General features: G+C 69.1%; 22 protein-coding genes and 1 pseudogene. 10 read left to right on the forward strand and 13 right to left on the reverse strand.

The genetic code is table 11. The annotated features are described in order from the left end of the window. Positions 1-14 precede the first annotated feature (14 nt). Both ACUZ2Y_RS04820 and ACUZ2Y_RS04825 read left to right on the forward strand, forming a co-directional pair. Positions 15-377, forward strand: coding sequence for an ArsR/SmtB family transcription factor (locus ACUZ2Y_RS04820; RefSeq protein ID WP_476327286.1), 363 nt, complete (start codon positions 15-17; stop codon positions 375-377). A gap of 12 nt (positions 378-389) precedes the next feature. Continuing rightward, a complete protein-coding gene (locus tag ACUZ2Y_RS04825; RefSeq protein ID WP_476327288.1) occupies positions 390-653 on the forward strand; it encodes a hypothetical protein in 264 nt (87 codons plus the stop codon). On the opposite strand, the gene ACUZ2Y_RS04830 is transcribed toward ACUZ2Y_RS04825, so the two are convergent. Next, positions 654-950, reverse strand: a complete 297-nt coding sequence (locus ACUZ2Y_RS04830) for a hypothetical protein (protein ID WP_476327290.1) — start codon at positions 948-950, stop codon at positions 654-656. It abuts the gene before it with no gap. A 15-nt stretch (positions 951-965) separates the two neighbouring features. Between ACUZ2Y_RS04830 and ACUZ2Y_RS04835 the strand changes: the two genes are divergently transcribed. Genes ACUZ2Y_RS04835 through ACUZ2Y_RS04845 form a run of 3 tightly spaced genes read left to right on the forward strand, consistent with a single transcriptional unit; the run spans position 966 to position 2,331 of the window. Continuing rightward, entirely contained in the window at positions 966-1,313 is a 348-nt protein-coding gene (locus tag ACUZ2Y_RS04835; RefSeq protein ID WP_476327292.1) for a DUF427 domain-containing protein, read from the forward strand. Beyond that, positions 1,310-1,699: a hypothetical protein gene (locus ACUZ2Y_RS04840; RefSeq protein WP_476327294.1), complete on the forward strand. Its 390-nt coding sequence runs from the start codon at positions 1,310-1,312 to the stop codon at positions 1,697-1,699. Before ACUZ2Y_RS04835 ends, ACUZ2Y_RS04840 begins: the two co-directional genes overlap by 4 nt. Next, complete coding sequence (locus ACUZ2Y_RS04845) at positions 1,696-2,331, forward strand: glutaredoxin domain-containing protein (RefSeq protein ID WP_476327296.1); 636 nt, start codon at positions 1,696-1,698, stop codon at positions 2,329-2,331. Before ACUZ2Y_RS04840 ends, ACUZ2Y_RS04845 begins: the two co-directional genes overlap by 4 nt. Before the next feature lie 15 nt (positions 2,332-2,346). On the opposite strand, the gene ACUZ2Y_RS04850 is transcribed toward ACUZ2Y_RS04845, so the two are convergent. Continuing rightward, positions 2,347-3,624, reverse strand: coding sequence for a dihydrolipoyl dehydrogenase family protein (locus tag ACUZ2Y_RS04850; protein ID WP_476327298.1), 1,278 nt, complete (start codon positions 3,622-3,624; stop codon positions 2,347-2,349). A 229-nt stretch (positions 3,625-3,853) separates the two neighbouring features. On the opposite strand from ACUZ2Y_RS04850, the gene ACUZ2Y_RS04855 reads away from it, so the two are divergent. From ACUZ2Y_RS04855 to ACUZ2Y_RS04865, 3 genes and pseudogenes are all read left to right on the forward strand, one after another. Further along, entirely contained in the window at positions 3,854-5,215 is a 1,362-nt protein-coding gene (locus tag ACUZ2Y_RS04855) for a dihydrolipoyl dehydrogenase family protein (protein ID WP_476327300.1), read from the forward strand. A 2-nt stretch (positions 5,216-5,217) separates the two neighbouring features. Beyond that, positions 5,218-5,907: a haloacid dehalogenase type II gene (locus ACUZ2Y_RS04860; protein WP_476327302.1), complete on the forward strand. Its 690-nt coding sequence runs from the start codon at positions 5,218-5,220 to the stop codon at positions 5,905-5,907. Between the two features lie 62 nt (positions 5,908-5,969). Next, positions 5,970-6,865 (forward strand): annotated as a pseudogene (locus ACUZ2Y_RS04865) (DUF3179 domain-containing protein). Here the strand turns inward: ACUZ2Y_RS04865 and ACUZ2Y_RS04870 are convergent. The 5 genes from ACUZ2Y_RS04870 to ACUZ2Y_RS04890 form a co-directional block, all read right to left on the reverse strand. Next, positions 6,843-7,658, reverse strand: coding sequence for a hypothetical protein (locus ACUZ2Y_RS04870; protein WP_476327304.1), 816 nt, complete (start codon positions 7,656-7,658; stop codon positions 6,843-6,845). The pseudogene ACUZ2Y_RS04865 and the gene ACUZ2Y_RS04870 overlap by 23 nt on opposite strands. A gap of 199 nt (positions 7,659-7,857) precedes the next feature. Next, positions 7,858-8,220: a DUF1304 domain-containing protein gene (locus ACUZ2Y_RS04875; protein WP_476327306.1), complete on the reverse strand. Its 363-nt coding sequence runs from the start codon at positions 8,218-8,220 to the stop codon at positions 7,858-7,860. Between the two features lie 96 nt (positions 8,221-8,316). Beyond that, positions 8,317-8,997, reverse strand: coding sequence for a helix-turn-helix transcriptional regulator (locus ACUZ2Y_RS04880; protein ID WP_476327308.1), 681 nt, complete (start codon positions 8,995-8,997; stop codon positions 8,317-8,319). A gap of 387 nt (positions 8,998-9,384) precedes the next feature. Next, positions 9,385-10,422: a helix-turn-helix transcriptional regulator gene (locus ACUZ2Y_RS04885; RefSeq protein WP_476327310.1), complete on the reverse strand. Its 1,038-nt coding sequence runs from the start codon at positions 10,420-10,422 to the stop codon at positions 9,385-9,387. Positions 10,423-10,469: 47 nt separating this feature from the next. Next, positions 10,470-11,060, reverse strand: a complete 591-nt coding sequence (locus ACUZ2Y_RS04890) for a hypothetical protein (protein WP_476327312.1) — start codon at positions 11,058-11,060, stop codon at positions 10,470-10,472. Positions 11,061-11,348: 288 nt separating this feature from the next. On the opposite strand from ACUZ2Y_RS04890, the gene ACUZ2Y_RS04895 reads away from it, so the two are divergent. Continuing rightward, positions 11,349-11,891 carry a TetR/AcrR family transcriptional regulator gene (locus tag ACUZ2Y_RS04895; protein WP_476327314.1) on the forward strand — a complete coding sequence of 181 codons (543 nt, stop codon included), beginning with the start codon at positions 11,349-11,351 and terminating at the stop codon, positions 11,889-11,891. 158 nt (positions 11,892-12,049) lie between these two features. Here ACUZ2Y_RS04895 and ACUZ2Y_RS04900 read toward each other — a convergent pair whose 3' ends face one another. From ACUZ2Y_RS04900 to ACUZ2Y_RS04920, 5 genes are all read right to left on the reverse strand, one after another. After that, positions 12,050-12,322 (reverse strand): helix-turn-helix domain-containing protein, encoded by a 273-nt coding sequence (locus ACUZ2Y_RS04900; RefSeq protein ID WP_476327316.1) that lies wholly within the window; start codon positions 12,320-12,322, stop codon positions 12,050-12,052. Positions 12,323-12,466: 144 nt separating this feature from the next. Further along, a protein-coding gene (locus ACUZ2Y_RS04905; protein ID WP_476327317.1) for an IS5 family transposase occupies positions 12,467-13,368 on the reverse strand; the annotation gives its coding sequence in 2 pieces (ribosomal slippage) (positions 12,467-13,020 and positions 13,020-13,368; 903 coding nt in all). Between the two features lie 352 nt (positions 13,369-13,720). Beyond that, positions 13,721-13,993, reverse strand: coding sequence for a hypothetical protein (locus tag ACUZ2Y_RS04910; protein ID WP_476327319.1), 273 nt, complete (start codon positions 13,991-13,993; stop codon positions 13,721-13,723). 34 nt (positions 13,994-14,027) lie between these two features. After that, positions 14,028-14,333 carry a hypothetical protein gene (locus ACUZ2Y_RS04915; RefSeq protein ID WP_476327321.1) on the reverse strand — a complete coding sequence of 102 codons (306 nt, stop codon included), beginning with the start codon at positions 14,331-14,333 and terminating at the stop codon, positions 14,028-14,030. Positions 14,334-14,436: 103 nt separating this feature from the next. Continuing rightward, positions 14,437-15,081, reverse strand: coding sequence for a hypothetical protein (locus tag ACUZ2Y_RS04920; RefSeq protein ID WP_476327322.1), 645 nt, complete (start codon positions 15,079-15,081; stop codon positions 14,437-14,439). 64 nt (positions 15,082-15,145) lie between these two features. Between ACUZ2Y_RS04920 and ACUZ2Y_RS04925 the strand changes: the two genes are divergently transcribed. Then, positions 15,146-15,826: a TetR/AcrR family transcriptional regulator gene (locus ACUZ2Y_RS04925; protein WP_476327324.1), complete on the forward strand. Its 681-nt coding sequence runs from the start codon at positions 15,146-15,148 to the stop codon at positions 15,824-15,826. A gap of 22 nt (positions 15,827-15,848) precedes the next feature. On the opposite strand, the gene ACUZ2Y_RS04930 is transcribed toward ACUZ2Y_RS04925, so the two are convergent. Beyond that, positions 15,849-16,343 (reverse strand): nuclear transport factor 2 family protein, encoded by a 495-nt coding sequence (locus ACUZ2Y_RS04930; protein ID WP_476327326.1) that lies wholly within the window; start codon positions 16,341-16,343, stop codon positions 15,849-15,851. Positions 16,344-16,345: the final 2 nt, after the last annotated feature.

A 16,345-nucleotide genomic window follows, 5' to 3' on the forward strand; every position in this document is an offset into this window, starting at 1 on the left:
GGAGGAGACACGACATGGCCGCGGTTTCCGAACCAGTGGCGCTGCTGCCCACCGAGCAACTCGGAGTGGAGATGGTGGCCAAGTCCTTCCGCGCGCTCGGCGACCCCGTGCGGTTGCGCCTGCTGGAATTCCTGGCCCACGACGAGCACACCGTCACCGAATGCGTCAGCCACGTCGGCTTGTCCCAGGGACGGGTGTCCTCGCATCTCGGGTGTCTGTCGGACTGCGGCTACGTCGAGGTTCGACGGCAGGGACGGTTCGCGCACTACCGGGTCGCCGACCCGCGAGTGGCCCAGTTGGTGTCGCTGGCGCGCTCGCTGGCGGCGGACAACGCCGCCGCGCTGGCGGCGTGCATGCGTATCACTCCGACAGCCTGACGGGAGCCGACCGTGGCCAATTCCGAACGCACACGTCGGACGCTGACCACACTCGGCCTGGTGTCGCTGCCCATCCTGTGCTGCGGCCTGCCGTTACTGGTCGCCGCGGCGGCGTTCGGGGCCGTCGGCACGGTTCTCGGCAACCCATGGCTGCTCGGCGCCGCGGTCCTGGCCCTTATCGCGGTCGTCGTGCGACGCGTCCGGGGCGAACCCGCCCGCCCACCCGGATCGGAGAACTGTTGCGCACCAGACAAAACCCCACAGGGCACCGACTAGCTATGGCAGGTGGCGGTCGATCCGGCGCAGCAGCGACGCGAGAAGTCCGCGTTCATGGAGCCCTTTGCCGATGACGTGGTCGCGGACGGCTTGGAGCCGGGCCCGCAGCCACGGCGCGAGTGTGGGGTGCCGCTCATCGTGGCGTGCGAGCGCTGCGGCGCCGCAGACAGTGCGCGCAGTCCAGGCAAGCAGTCCGCGGACGTCGGTGCGGCTCATCAGGCACAGTTCAGCCGGTTCGAGGGCTTCGGCCCACACTTGTCGCGCGAGGAGTCCCGTGGTGGTGTGGACTTGGACCATGGAGGTCGATCGTCGATGATGCGTGCGGTGTGGAACGGTGTGGTGCTGGCCGAGGCGCCGCGGACGGTGCGGGTGGAGGGAAACCACTACTTCCCACCCGACTCGCTGCGCCGGGAGTTCTTCATGGAGAGCCGAAGCAAGTCGGTGTGCCTGTGGAAGGGGCTGGCCCGCTACTACACCGTGGCCGTCGACGACGAGGTGAACCCGGACGCGGCCTGGTACTACCCGCATCCCAGTCCCCTGGCCCGGCGGATCAAGAACCACGTCGCGTTCTGGAACGGTGTCCAGGTCGAGGGCGAACCCGAAGGCGACCGTTCCGGTCTGTTGGAGCGGCTGCCGCAGTGGCTTGGCGGGAAGCGGTGAGCGACCCAGCCGCCACAGACGCCTCGGGCACCTCCAGCAAGACGAAGTCGGATCGGCTGCCGGTGTGGCAGATGGGGCTGACCGGCGGACTCGTCGGCATCCTGTGCTGCGTCGGCCCGACCGTGCTCGCGCTGGTGGGAATCGTCAGCGCGGGGACGGCGTTCGCGTGGGCGACGAACCTCTACGACAACTACGCATGGTGGTTCCGCCTCGGCGGCTTGGCGGTGCTGGCAGCGCTGGTGTGGTGGTCGCTGCGCCGCCGCGACCAGTGCAGCGTCGCCGGGGTGCGCCGGTGGCGATGGCGGCTGCTCGCCGTCCTGGCCGTCGCCGTGGGCACCTACGTCGCGCTGTACGCGCTCACCACCTGGTTGGGCACGTTCGCATGACCGATGTGGTCGAGGTCTACTGGCGGCCGGGCTGCCCGTTTTGCATGGCGCTGCGCGGTCCGCTGCGGCGCAGCGGGCTGCCGCTGCGCGAGGTCGACATCTGGACCGACCCGGCAGCCGCGGCCAGGGTGCGCTCGGTCGCGGACGGCAACGAGACCGTCCCGACGGTGTTCGTCGGCTCCCACGCCATGGTCAACCCGAGCATGCGTCAAGTGTTGGCCGCGGTCCGCGACCACGCGCCGGACCTCGCGCCTACCACCGCGCCCGCCGCACCGGTGTGGCGTCCCTTCATCGCGGCGCTCGGTTTCGCGCTGCTCTGGCTCCTGCTGGCATCACGCACGCCGACCACGACCTACCACCTCGCCCCACTCCTGGTCGCCGCGGCGGCCCCGGTCACCCGGCGCCTGCTCACCGGCACCCCGGTACCCGCACGCGCCGCCACCGCTCTTGCCGCGGTGAGCCTGCTGATCGCCTCCGCCGCCACCGCCGTGGCGCGGTCGCGGGGGCTGTTCGCCGGGCCCGATGTCATCGGCGGCGACGAAGCACTCGCCGAGACCGCGGTGATGGTCACCATCGGCGCCGGGCTCGGCTGGTGGCTGGCCAGGCGGGGCGGCCGGGCGGGGCCGGACTGAGCCGACCCCGGCGGCTCAGTCGCCCAGGTCGCGCAGTGCGTCCTCGATGGCGCGGTGGAAGGTCGGATAGGCGTAGATCATCTCTCGCAGCCGCTCGACGGCCACCTCGGCGTGCACGGCCACGGCGAGCGCGCCGAGCACCTCCCCGCCGGTCGGGCCTGCCGAGGTCGCACCCACGAGGACGCCCCGGTCGGCGTCCGCCACCAGCTTGACGAACCCCTCGTTGCCGACCTTGTGGATCCACCCCCGAGCCGAGGACGGGATCTGGGCGGTGCCGGTGCGAATGGTGAGACCGCGCTCGCGCGCGCCGGACTCGGTCAGACCGACGGAGCCGACCTCCGGGTCGGTGAACGTCACGCGAGGCACCGCCCGGTAATCGCCGGGCTCGGCGTTCTCGCCGAGGATGTCGGGGGCGGCGATCCGGGCCTGGTACATCGACACGTGGGTGAAGGCGCCCTTGCCGGTGACGTCGCCGATCGCCCACACCCCGTCGGCCGCGCGCATCCGCTCGTCGACCTCGATGCCCCGCGCCTGGTCGTCCAAGCCGACCGCGCCCACGCCGAGGGCCACCAGGTCGGTGCGCCTGCCGGTGGCCACCAGCACCCGCTCGGCGCTGAGCACGTCGCCGCCGTCAAGATCAACCTTGAACCGACCCGATTCGTAGCCGACCCGCGCCGCGGAGACACCGGTGCGCACGTCGATTCCCTCGGCCGAGAACACACCCTCGATCAACTCGCTTGACTCGGGTTCATCACCGGACATCAACCTGGGCTGGGCCTCCACCAGGGTCACCCGCGCGCCCAAACGGGCGAAGACCTGGGCGAACTCGCACCCCACCGGGCCGCCGCCGAGCACGACCAGCGACTCCGGCACCTGCTCGACCGCCACCGCCTCGCGGTTGGTCCAGTACGGCGTGCCCGCCAGGCCATCGATCGGCGGGACAGCGGGCTCGGTGCCCGGGTTGAGCAGGATCGCCTTCCCTACACCGAAGACCTGGTCCCCGTTCGCCGTCGACACCGTGACCTGGCGCGGCCCGGTGATCTTCGCCCGGCCGCGGACGAACCGCCCGCCCGCCTTCTCGAACCGTTCGACCGCGACCGTGTCGTCCCAGTCGTCGGTGGCCTCGGCCCGGATCCGGGCGGCGACCGGCGCCCAGTCGGGCCGGATCGCCGCCGTCCCGCCCAACCCGGCGACCCGGCGGGCCTCACCGAGGGCGTCCGCGGCACGGATCATCATCTTCGTCGGGATGCAGGCGTAATAGGGGCATTCACCGCCGACCAGACGGGCTTCCACACCGACCACGGCGAGCCCGGCCTTGGCCAGCCGGGCCGCCGCGTCCTCCCCGCCCAGGTCCCATCCCGATCACCACGACGTCGACGTTGCGCGCTGACATAACTTTCCTCACTCCCGAGCCGGTCGATACCTACCCAGCTGAACATCGCCGCACCGTGTCCGCGGCACGGAGTGTCAGCCGGATGACAAGCCCACTGCCGACCCGACCCGACTCTGCTTTGCTGGGGACGTGGACTACGACGTGATCGTGATCGGCGGCGGCGCCGCGGGACTGGCCGCCGCGAGCGCCGCGGCGCGCGCCAGGGCACGGGTGCTGCTGGTCGCCGAGGGCGAGATCGGCGGGGACTGCACGTTCACCGGGTGCGTCCCGTCGAAGACGCTCATCGCCGCCGCCGCGCAGGGCCTGTCGTTTCCCGACGCGATGGCCCGTGTTCGCGCCACGGTGGCGCGGATCGCCGCGACCGAGGACGAATCGGTCCTCCGCGGGCAGGGCGTCGACGTCTCGCGCGGGCACGCCCGCCTCACCGGGGGCGGCACTGTCGAAGTCGGTGGAAGGCGGGTGCGGGGTTCGCACATCGTGATCGCCACCGGCGCCTCGCCGATGGTGCCCCGGATCGATGGGCTCGCCGAGGTCCCGTTCCTGACCACGGAATCGGTGTTCGACCTGGTCGAGCGGCCGGAGTCGCTCGCCATCCTGGGCGGCGGCGCGGTGGGCTGTGAGTTGGCGCAGGCGTTCGCCCGGTTCGGGGTGGCCGTGACCCTCGTGGAGGCCGCCGACCGGCTGCTGTCCGATGTGGACCCGGAGGCCGCCTGCCTGCTCGCCAAGGTCTTCGCCGAAGAAGGCATCACGGTGCACACCGACGCCGAAGTCACCACCGTGCGGGGCGACGGCGACCAGGTCCTGCTGCGGACCACTTCGGGCACCGAGGTGGCGGCGCGACGGCTGCTCGTGGCGGTGGGACGGCGGCCCGCCACCGCGGGCCTTGGCCTGGAGTCCGCCGGGGTGCGCACCGACGAACGGGGTTTCATCGTCGTCGACCGGCACATGGCCACCACCGGCCACGGCGTGTCCGCGGCGGGCGACGTCACAGGCCTGTTCCCGCACACCCACGCCGCCTACGCGATGGGGCGCGTCGCGGTCGGGGCCGCACTGCGCCGCACCCGCAGGCCCACCTTCATCTCGGACGCGGTCCCGCGCGTGGTGTTCACCGACCCCGAGATCGCCACCGTCGGCGTCGCCGAGCACGAGCTCACCGGCGGCCGAGCGCGGGTGGCGTTTCTCCCACTGTCCGAAGTGGACCGGGCGATCACGGCGGACCGCACCACCGGGTTCGTCAAGCTGATCGCGGGCCCTCGACCGGTGCTGCGCGGTCTCGGCGGCGGGCGGATCCTCGGCGCGACGATCATGGCCGAGCGGGCCGGGGAGCTGATCCACGAACCGGCATTGGCCATGCACACCGGCATGTTCACCGGTCGGCTCGCCCAAGCCGTGCACGCCTACCCGACGTGGTCGGTGGCGGTGCAGCAGGCGGCAGCCCAGTTCGTCGGCGGCCACGGTGGACGCACCGCCCGCCCGGCAGGCCAGGAGTGACCATGCCCCAGCGTCCACTGGTCATCGCGTTCGACGTGGTGGAGACGCTCTTCCCGCTCGATCCGCTCGGCGATGTGCTCCAGCGGGCCGGAGAGTCCCCGGAGCTGCTGCGTCTCTGGTTCACCCGCCTGCTGCGCGACGCGTTCGCGCTCACCGCATCAGGCGCCTTCCGCCCGTTCGCCGAGGTCGCCGTCGGGGCGTTGCGCGGCGTCAGCGACCTGTCCGAGGAAGCCGCGCACGGGGTCGTGGCCGCCTTCGCCACCCTGGACCCACACCCGGAGGCGGCCGACGCGATGCACCTTGCCCGCGAGGCGGGTGTCCGGGTCATCGCGCTCACCAACGGCTCGGCCACCACCACGACCACCCTGCTCCGGCGTGCCGCGCTGGACCGCTACGTCGAACAGGTGGTGTCCGTGGAGGCCGTGCGCCGGTGGAAACCCGCCCCCGAGCCGTACCGGCACGCCGTCACAACCTGCGGTGTCGACGCCGAGCGACTGGCACTGGTCGCCGCACACGCCTGGGACACCCACGGCGCGCGCCAGGCAGGCCTGCTCACCGGATGGGTCAGCAGCCTGGAAGGCCGGTTCGGCGAGCTGTTCGACCCACCGGACGTCACCGGAGGCGACCTTGTCACCGTCGTGCGCGGACTGCTCGCCCTCGGCGAAGAGCCCGAAGCTGTGTCACCTGCCTGACAGTGCGCGCCGCATCCGGCCGCCTATGGGAGTCCCATGGGTCTTGGCGGAGGTGATGCACGATGGCTCTCGAACCTCAGCCCCCGTCGCGCAGGCAGTTCCTCAAAGGCGCGGTGGTGCTCGGCGGGCTCGGCACGCTCGGGGTCGCGGGAGGAGTAGCGCTCTGGCCGTCGTCGCACGCGCGGAACGTGGCGCCATTGGCTCCCGGGGAACCGCCCTCGCTCGACGCTCTGGCGGCCGCGGTCACCTCCGGCGGCCCTGGCAAGGACGGTATCCCCCCGATCGACCGCCCACGGTTCGTCGCCGCGGACCAGGCCGAGTTCCTGACCGACGACGAACCTGTGTTCGGCTTGGCCTACCGGGGTGAGGTCCGGGCCTATCCGCAACTCGTGCTGGTCTGGCACGAGTCGTCAACGACACCGTGGCAGGGCAGCCGATCTCGGTCACCTACTGCCCACTCACCGGCACGGTCATCGGGTTCACCGGTATGCGCGAGGGACCGGCGGCGACCTTCGGCACCAGCGGCGACCTGGTCAACTCGAACCTGCTCATGTATGACCGGGAGACCGACTCCCGGTGGCCGCAGCTGCTGGGCACGGCCATCAGCGGAGCGCACAAGGGGCGGCGCCTGGCCACCGTGCCGCTGCTGTGGACCACGTGGAAGGCTTGGCGGACAAAGCATCCCGACACCCGGGTGCTCTCGACCGAGACCGGGGCGCTGCGCCGCTACGGCACCGACCCGTACGGTTCCTATCCGCGGCGCAGCGGCTACTACGTCGAGGACGGGGCGTTGTTCCCGGTATTGGCGACCGACGACCGCTTCCCGCCGAAGGACGTCGTGATCGGAATCAGGTCGGGGGACGCCACCACCGCGATCCACCGCGACACCGTGCGGCGAAAGAAGTCCGTGTCTGTCACGGTGGGCCGAACGCACCTCACCGCGCACTGGGACGACTGACTGGCGACGGTCCGCGTCGACGGCGGCGAGGACAAGGCCGACGTGCCGGCCCCACGGCACCCGGAACCTCCACAGCGTCGTGTTGAGCTGCAGCCCCCGATTCGTCCATCCGCATCATCGGCTGGGTACAGGTGATAGCCCACAGCACGCACTGCGCCCCGGCCAGCAGCACCCCGAACCCGTCACGCCACAGGTACGCGGCCAAGGCGAACGCGAACGCGCCCAGCGCGAGCAACGGCACGAGCCGCTGGTTGGGTCGGGTGGACCACACCGCGTGTGGCAGGTCGACCGGCTCGCCCTCGGTCACCGCAACCGCGGTCACCTCCGATCCCGGGTCGGCCACAAAGAGATCCCGGGAGCGGACGCGCCTCAGGGTGCCCGTCGCCGCGACCTCACCGTCGACCACGACGACGACCTGGCCGCGATGGTGCCACTCCCCCGCCACCAGCACGTCGCGGTACCCGTCAGATAGCCCCGACACCCTGGCCACCGTGACTCCGCCGTCGGTGATCAGGACTCCTCGGCCGACCGACTGGAGCCGGACCGCCGTCACCGGATCCGCCCACAGCCGGGTTCGGCGCCGCTCCCACACCATCACCATGCCCGCGAGCACCAGGGCGGCGGCCCCGAGGGTCAGCCACCACGTGACGTCCTCCGGCTCGGTCGCCAATTGGACCCAGTCGCCGTCGACGAGCACTGGCACCGCCTTGCCTGTCCGGAAGTTCTCGGGGGTAAGGGGAGCCAGCCATGCCCGCTGCCCGCTCGGCAGCGCGACCTGGACGTCGAGGGGCATCCTTGACCTCCACGACCTCCACGCTGACCGGGCTGGCAACGGCGACGTGCGATGCGATCTCCTCGCTGCGCGCGTCGTACTGGAGGAAGGCGGCTAACCCGCCGAACACGAGGGCGACCGCCACCGCCCGCGGCAGCACTTGGCACCTTCGGAAAGCGGCTGTTCGGCAGGACGGCGCGGACCGATGTAGACCTGATCGTCAGTGGGCGATGAGCACCGCTACCAACGCGGTCGCGCCGGGCAACGCCTGCGCGAACAAGATGGTCCGGCTCGCTGTCGCAGCCCCATACAGACCCGCGATCACCACGCAGCTTAAGAAAAACACCAGCACACCGAATCCGCTCGGAGGGCCGGCGACCAGTCCCCAGACGAGACCTCCGGCGAGGAAACCGTTGTACAGGCCTTGGTTCGCAGCCAGAGGGACGGTCAACTCGGCGGTTTTCGCGTCGAAGCCGGAGAGTCTGCGTCCTGGTGCACGTTGCCACAGGAACATCTCCAGGACAAGAAAGTACAGATGGAACACCGCGACGACTCCGACGAGGACCTGCGCGATCGTTTCCATTGGTCTCCTCGGTGACTGATTGTTGACAGTGGTGCAACTGCTGGGATCAGGGTCGGACAGCCGCATACGACGCCGGAGCGGCAGTTCGTGAAGTGTTCAGATCAGTCCGAGCCGCGCAGCGCGCACTCCTGCCTGGAAGCGGCTGTGCGCGGCGATGTCCGTCATGACCAACGCCACATCAGCGCGGACGGTACGGACGCTGACCCCGATCTTGCGAGCCACCGCGTCGTCGGTGAGACCTTCTGCGAGCATGCGCAGGACAAGCTCCGCGCGCTGGTTCGGTTTGCTCGACATCGCTGCGCACATGGGAGTTCCGCGATCCCAGAGCGCGTCACCGAGTCCACACAGGAAGCGGACCGACGACCCGGTACGGACCGTCGGTCCTGACGTCCGATCGAACACGACGCCCACGCGTCGATCGAGGACCGCCGCCATCACGGGTACCTGCTCGACCATTCGCGGAACCACATCATGGGCGCGCAACCATCGCACGTGCTCCGCGATCTCAGGGATATCGCGCAGTTCGGCTCGCATCACCAAGCGTATCCGCCCGCCTCGACGCCGGACGGTACCGGCGATCTGAGCGGAGAGCTTGATCGCGGAGGTGCTGCAGCTGGGCAGCAACAACAGGGCCTCGTGGCACACGCCGAGGGTCAACAGTCGCTCGATGAACTCGTCGAACTGCTGGACCTTCCTCGCAACCGGGTCCTTCGACCACACGGCGGCTTCCGGCCGGATCCGCGGATCTCTGCGTGTTTGCGGGATGGGAGTGCTCATCTGGTTCTCGATCCGTGGTCGTACCGAGTCCCACGCCGAAACGGGGTAACCGGGCGCGTGACTCGGGTCGGTCGCGACGGTGTCAGCGATTGGTAATCAATGAACCCCATGCGCAGCTCGATGGCCAGTAGGCTGCCTGTCCGGACCAGGTCATCGGCTGGCAAGAATCGGCCATCGCCGCCGCTGCGGCCCGCCCGCGTGTCCCAGGTGACGATGGCGATCCGTCGACGGCCAAGGACTGGAGAAGCTTGGCCCGCCCGGCCAGTGCCGAGGACGACGAAACTGTGGGGCGGAATTCCGATCCGCATGCTGATGACGACGTCCCAGTCGAGCAGGAGAGCGCGGTGTACGCCTACGGGATCGAGCCGCATTGACCACTCCCGGCCGTCAATGGTTGCCGGTCCCGTCTTGACCGTTGTCACCAACCAAGGTGATCAAGCCGTGGCGCATCGCCGCGAGTCCCAACTGGAACCGAGTCTCCACCCCGAGCCGCTCGAGAAGAGCGCTGAGGTAGCGGCGCAGCGTGCGGGTGGAGATGTCGAGCCTGCGAGCGATCGCGTCGTCACCGCAGCCCGACGCGAGGCCGTTGAGGATCGCCACCTCGATCTCCTCGAAGGCGGGCTCGTCAGTGGCCACGCCGCCGAGCGGCTGAGCACGCTCCCAGATGTCCTGGAAGACGCGGACCAGGAATTCGATCACCATCGGGTCCCGAACGATGGCCGCGCCGGGGCCGTGGTCGGTGGGCAGCGGCACGAGCGCGACCGTCTCGTCGAGCAGCATCATCCGCGACGGGAGCATGGCTGCGGTCCGCATGTCACCCCCCAGTCTCCGGAGCAGCCCGAGGTGCTCCGTCGACTCGGACTGGCGGCGCGCGGAGTGCGGCCAGATAACCCGGTACCGCACGCCGCGCTCGAGCAAGCACCGATCAAGTTCCCATCCTGCGGTCAGCATCTCCACTGGCGCCATGGTGGGGTGCATCGCGATCGCGGTGCGCTGAGTCTGCACCGCCAGGTCTCGCAGCCGCCTGCGCACGTCATCACAGCCGAACAGCACTTCGCTGCTTTCGGCGGCGAGCTGCTTGCGCAAGGTGGCCTGGTAGATGGAGTTCAATCCAGCCAGTTCCGCGCGCACCTGCTCACCACGCCTGGCCAGCCGGTGGACCTGGGCCTGGATCGGTGCGACTGTCTCGGCGATCGCGATGTCCGGCGGCACGGCCTCCCAATAGGAACGGTCGGCGAGCGTGCGACGGACGAGTCGGAGTGCCACGAGGCGGCGCAGGATCTCGTCGATGTCTTCGGCTGAGCGGCCGGCGATCTGGCCGCACTCGTCGGCGGTGGAAGGCCCGTCCAGCAGTATCCGGTAGACCTCGACGAGCTCAGGCGGCAGTGATATCGACTCCTCGAACGGAACGTCGTCGGGACACATGTCGGCTCCCCCTGGAGCATTGCTACCGGGATAAGCGGGTTCGTAGCTCAGCCGGGCAGCGCCGCGGGCAAGCAGCCACGAGGGATGAAGTACCAACCCTGCTGGCCGACGCCGTCGGTGCTCCCCGCCCGCGGATCGCGGATCATGACCCAGCGCCCGTCGCGGGAGACGTAGCGCCACAGCACTGTCTGTCCGATCGCGACTTGGCCCGCCAGCGCCGCGCTCGGGGACGCGGGGACCAGCCAGGGACGGACGTTGCCGTAGCCGATGATGTGGGTTCCGTTCCAGGTGCCGCATCCGGCGCCCGCGATAGTGGCGACGCTGGACCCGTCGTCGGCGCCACCGCTGATCTGGCCATTGGTGAACAGCGAGGTGGAGAAGATCACCGGGTCAGAGCAGCTCGCGTTGACCGACTGGCTGCCCGCGACAGCGCCCGAGTAGATCCACAGGCAGACATTGAGGTCGCCGTACACTCGTCCCCACCGATAGCCGGACTGCGCCTCTCCATGCACGTCGAATGTCCAATTGCGATAGGCGGTGCCGATGACGTAAGACGCGGGCCCCCGTCGCAACAGGGTGTAGTCCGTCGTCACGCTCTTGCGAACGGCGGCCTCCGCCGTGGGCGCTTTCCCGTTCATCGGAACCGCCACCACCATCGCGGCCGTGGCCAACCCTAGGAATATCGCCGCATGTCGTCGCATCCGCAGTCCCTCCGATCATTCCAGGCCATCCAAAAGTACTCTAAGGTTTTTTTGTGATGCCAGTCAAGGAACCACAGGGATCGCTCGCGCGAACCCACGAGAACCAGCCGGGGCTGCCCCGAGGCCGCAACAGCCTGCCCGCGGACGTCGTCGGAACTGCCCAACGCGACCGACTGGTGCGCGCGGTGATCGCCGCCACGTCGGAACTGGGCTACGCCGCGGGTGATGATCGCCGACGTCGTGCGAGGGGCCCGCGTGTCGCGCAAGGCCTTCTACACACACTTCGCGGATAAGGAGTCCTGCTTCCTGGCGGCCACCGACATCGGCGTCGAGTTGATGTTCGCCACGCTCGCCGACGCGACCCGCAAGACCCACTCAGCGGAGCCGTGGACGGTATTGCGCGCCAGCCTGCGCGCGTACCTTCGATTCCTCGCGGACGAAACCGGAATTCGCCCGCACCTTCCTGCTCAACGCGTCCGCCGCCGGCCCACGCGCCGAAGAGCGGTCCATCACCGCCCATCAGCGCTTCGCCGAACTCAACCGGCGCTGGTACGGGGCAGCACGCGATCGACACCCCTCTTGGCCGGACGTCCCCGACGACGCGTACGTCGCACTGGTCGGCGCGATGCACGAACTTGTGGCCACTCGGGTCCGAGGGGGTCGCACCGCCGAACTACCCGCCTTGGAGGACGCCGCGGTCGCGCTACACCACGCGGTACTCATGGGTTGGCCACACTGACGTTACCCTGTCCCACAAGTCGACCCTAAGTGTCCACAAGAGACTGATCGCGTGCACCGCTCAGTTTCGTTATGGCTGCCGAGATCCGGGAGTCCAAGCGAGCTCTCCGAGAGGATCGTGAGGACCTCGCCACCGTGCAGCACGCTGCAGTGAACGCGTTCTTGCGTGATGTCCGACAACCTGCGCATCATCCGCGGTGCAGCAGCAGCATCCGCTGGTCACCGGCCCGCGACGCCAACGTGAACAATCGCCACCCCAGACGGTGTCGCCCATTCTCGTCACGTTCCGCCAAGCCGAGATCGACAAGAGCACGCAACTGCCGTGAGACGACCGACTTGTCCCGGCCAAGCGCCCGGGCCAGTCCCACCACCGTCAGGCCGTCCCGCCCGCCGGCGCCGACACCGAGCGCCTCCAGCGCGGCCAGCAGCTTCGCCGCCGTCGAACGCCCCGTCGCATCCATGCGGATGCATCCTGCGCACACGGCGCCACCGACCACAACACCGCGTTGCGCTCAGTGCAACTTGAGTCCGGAAGACCGATCCGGCGGCCTGCCCAAGGGACGGACCGGTCTCTCGGACGGCACAAGTGTGGGATGCCAAAGGGGCTAGGGCGTGTCCGCCGGATCAGGTCGTGATTTGTCTGGTTTAGCGCGGATCCAGTCGAGGGTCTCGACGATGTCGTTGGTCGCTTGCCAGTGCAGACCCAGCTTGTCGTAGCGTGTGGCCAACGCCCGGAACTGCTTGCGGCGGTTGTAACCCCGCTCGACCTGGTTGCGTCGCTTGTAGTGCTCGGCATCGAAACTCGGAGGGCGACCACCGGCCGATCCCTTACGCAGCCGATTGGCGACCTGATCCCGACGCTGCGGGATCACCGCCTTGATCTTCCGCAGGCGCAACGCTGCCCGATTGGCCTTGCTGCCATAGGCTTTGTCCCCGGTCAGCGAGTCCGGTCGCTGCCGAGGCCGACCAACACCACCAGGCCGGCGCACCGCGATCTGCTCCAGCAGCGGCACCAGCTGGGTCACGTCAGCGGCTTGACCTGGTGTGACCCGGGTCGCCAGTGATCTTCCCCGACCATCGGTGATAGTGTGGATCTTGGACGTGAGACCACCTCGAGACCGGCCCAGTCCTTGCGCTGCCCGCGATTCCTCGGCACTCAGCCCCCTTTACGGGCACCTGCGGCGTGCTGATGAGCCCGCACGATCGTGGAGTCGACCTGGGCGTCCCAATCGATCTCCTCGTCGACTTCGGCACGCCCGATGACCTGCTGCTTGAGCTGCGCCCATGTGCCATCCGCAGCCCACCGCCGATACCGTTCATAACAGGTCTTCCACGGCCCATACCGTTCCGGCACGTCCCGCCAGGGCGCACCAGTGCGCATCCGCCACAAAATCCCGTTGATCACCCGACGTCGATCTCCCCAACGCCCGCCCCGGCCTTGGCTCACCGCCGGCAACAACGGCTCCAAGATCGCCCATTCCGCATCTGTCAGATCACCACGCGCCACACCAGTATTTGATCAGATGTTCCGGCGGACACGCCCTAGCGCGACGAGCCGTGGGGCCCGGCCAGATCCATCAATACACCCCGTCCGGCGAGCTGGACCGTGCGCTCCTGCTTCCGCTCCTCCGACCGACCGGCTGCGCGTTACAACGAAGTGGGCGCACGTGCCGGTCCCGCCAACCGCTCCCGGGCTGAGCCGTGCCTGAAGGGCTCAGCCCGGCAGCATCGCTCGTAGGCAGCCACGTGGGGTGAAATACCAGCCTTGCGGGCCGATGCCGTCGGTGTTGCCAGCGCGCGGGTCAGCAGGGATTGTCAGGCGCGATCCGGACCTGGTAGCCCGACACATCGAGCATGGTTCAGCAGAACCAACCGTCCTGGACCCAGCCCCGGCGGTTGATGTTGCCGTAGGCGAAGCCGTAGACCCATTGGCCGGAGATGTGCTCAACGAGGAAAGTCTGGGGATAGGTGAGGGTGCCCATCCAGGCGCCGAGGGGTTCGGTGCGGACGGCGAGGCTTTGCGCGCAAACGGTTTCTCGGTGGCCGACGGTGCCGTTGGCCGCGTGGGCGGTGCCGGTTGCCGCTATGAGGACGGCAGAGGTGAGGGCGAGGACGGTGACGGTGCGCTGCATGGAGATCTCCCTGGCGGTTCGGTGGGTGGGTCGCTTACCAGGAGCCGTATCCGCCGATGCATTCGTAACGGATGTAGCCCCAATCGTTGGGCCCGAAGTCGAAGGCGGCCGCCCAGCCGTTGTAGACCGGGTGGGCGCCACGGGTGTGGCCGATCTTGTCGCCGTAGTACAGAACGCGCTTGAGGCCGACCGGGCCGGAGCTGCTGTCGTAGTTGGCGTAGAAGCTCGCGCTCTGGCACACGACGATGGCGTGGTCGGGGACGACGGCCGCCTGGGCGGCTGGCGGGGAGAGCAGTGAGGCCACCCCGATCGCGACAGCCACGGGCAGTGCTCGGCGCATAATGTTCCTCCTGGGAATGATGGTCCGGCCCGGCCGGGAATCGGCAGGATCGGTTCGTGCGGGAACAACGGGGCGATTTGTCGAGGTGCGCCGCCCGTCCCGGTCAGCTCGGCAGCGTGGCGGGCAGGCAGCCTCGTGGGATGAAGTACCAACCCTGCTGCCCGACACCGTCGGTGCTGCCTGCCCTGGGATCGCGGACCATGACCCAGCGGCCGTCCCTGGACACGCATCGCCCCCGCACCGACTGGCCGATGGCGACCTGGCCCGCCAGCGCCGCGCTCGCGGTCGTCGGCACCAGCCACGGGCGCACATTGCCGTAACCGATGATGTTTGTGCCGTTCCAAGTGGCGCATCCGGGTCCAGGCGTGGTCGCCACGAGGGCACCGTCGGCGGCGCTTCCGCCGATCTGGCCGTTGGTGAACTGCGTGGTCGACATGACCGTGGGGTCACCACAGCTGGCGTTGACGGGACTGCTGCCGCTGACAGCACCGGAGTAGATCCACAGGCAGGTGTTGATGTCGCCGTATACTCGCGCCCATCGGTAACCCGCGTCCTGTTCGCCGTGGACGTCCGCGGTAGCCGTGCCGATCACGTAGGACCGCGGCCCACGGCGAAGTAGGGTGTAGTCGGTGTTCACTTGCTTGCGTACCGCTGCTTCGGCCTGTTTCGCTGAAACGATCGATGGTGCGACGACGGCGGTGGCCGCGGCCACCAAGCCCATCAGCAGGGATAGGATTCGACGAGTCATCCGCGCCACCTCCGGCATTGCCCGGACCACGAGACCTTCAAAAGTACTCTAGGATACTTCTGGGATGGACAACAAGAGCTTCCCTGTCGGTTCACTGGCTCGCACACAGGCGGGACTCCCCGGCCTGCCGCGGGGCCGGAGCAGCCTCCCCGTAGACGTGGTCGGGTCGGCGCAGCGCGACCGCCTCGTTCGGGCCATGATCGCGGCCACGGCAGAGCAGGGGTACGCCAAGGTCATGATCGCCGACGTCGTGCGCCGGGCGCGTGTGTCGCGCAATGCCTTCTACGCGCATTTCACAGACAAGGAGTCCTGCTTACTGGCCGCCACCGATTTTGGCGTCGAGCTTATGTTCGCGCGGATTCAGCAGGCGACTCAAACGCCCTGCGATGACCCGGTGCACCGATTGCGCCGTGGCCTGCGGGCTTACTTGGAGTTCCTCGCCGAGGAGCCGGAGTTCGCGCGGACGTTCGTCATCGAGGGCTTGGCCGCGGGTCCGCTCGCCCAGGCCCGGTTCGTCGCGGCGCACGAGCGCTTCATTGCCACGAACCGGAACTGGCATGCCGACGTCAGGCGGGCCGACCCCTCGTGGCCCCCGGTCCCGGAAGACGCCTTCGTCGCATTGGTCGGCGGTATGCACGAACTCGTTGCCGCCCGGGTCCGCGCCGACGCCACGGCGACACTGCCGCAACTTGAGGACACCGCCGTACAACTGCACGTGGCCGTCCTACGTGGCTGGGCCGACTAAGAACGTCCCCCGGCCCGCCCCGTCAGGACTGCTGCCGGTTACGAGGCGAGGGCTCGGCGATGAAGCTCTCCAGCCGGACGGCGGCCTTGCGCCGGACCGCCGCGCGCAGCATCGGCGTCCACCCCAACAGCAGACCGGTTGAGCCGAGCGCCTGGCGAGCCCACCGGTGAAAGTCGAAGTCGTCGCGGTGCTCCACGATGAGTCCGCCCGCGAACCGCAGGCTGGCTTGGATGTCGTTCACCACTGGGCGTCCAGTATCGCTGAACACATAACTTGCCCTCCAGCGCGCTGAACCGGTCTCCGCGTCGGCACGGCAGTCGATCAGGTCGACCCGGACCTCGCCGGGACCACGGGTGAGCATTCGCCACATCGCACCGACGCGATCTCCGCGCAGGTCGGGGAAGACGGGGTCGCTGAACGCGACGGTCGGGCCGTAGCAGGTGGCCATATCGTCGCCGTCACCCCGATCGAAGGCGCGGTAGAAGCGCTGGATCAACTGTTCGTTCGGGTTAGTCATGA

The sequence above is a fragment of the Actinokineospora sp. UV203 genome (genome assembly GCF_056323665.1).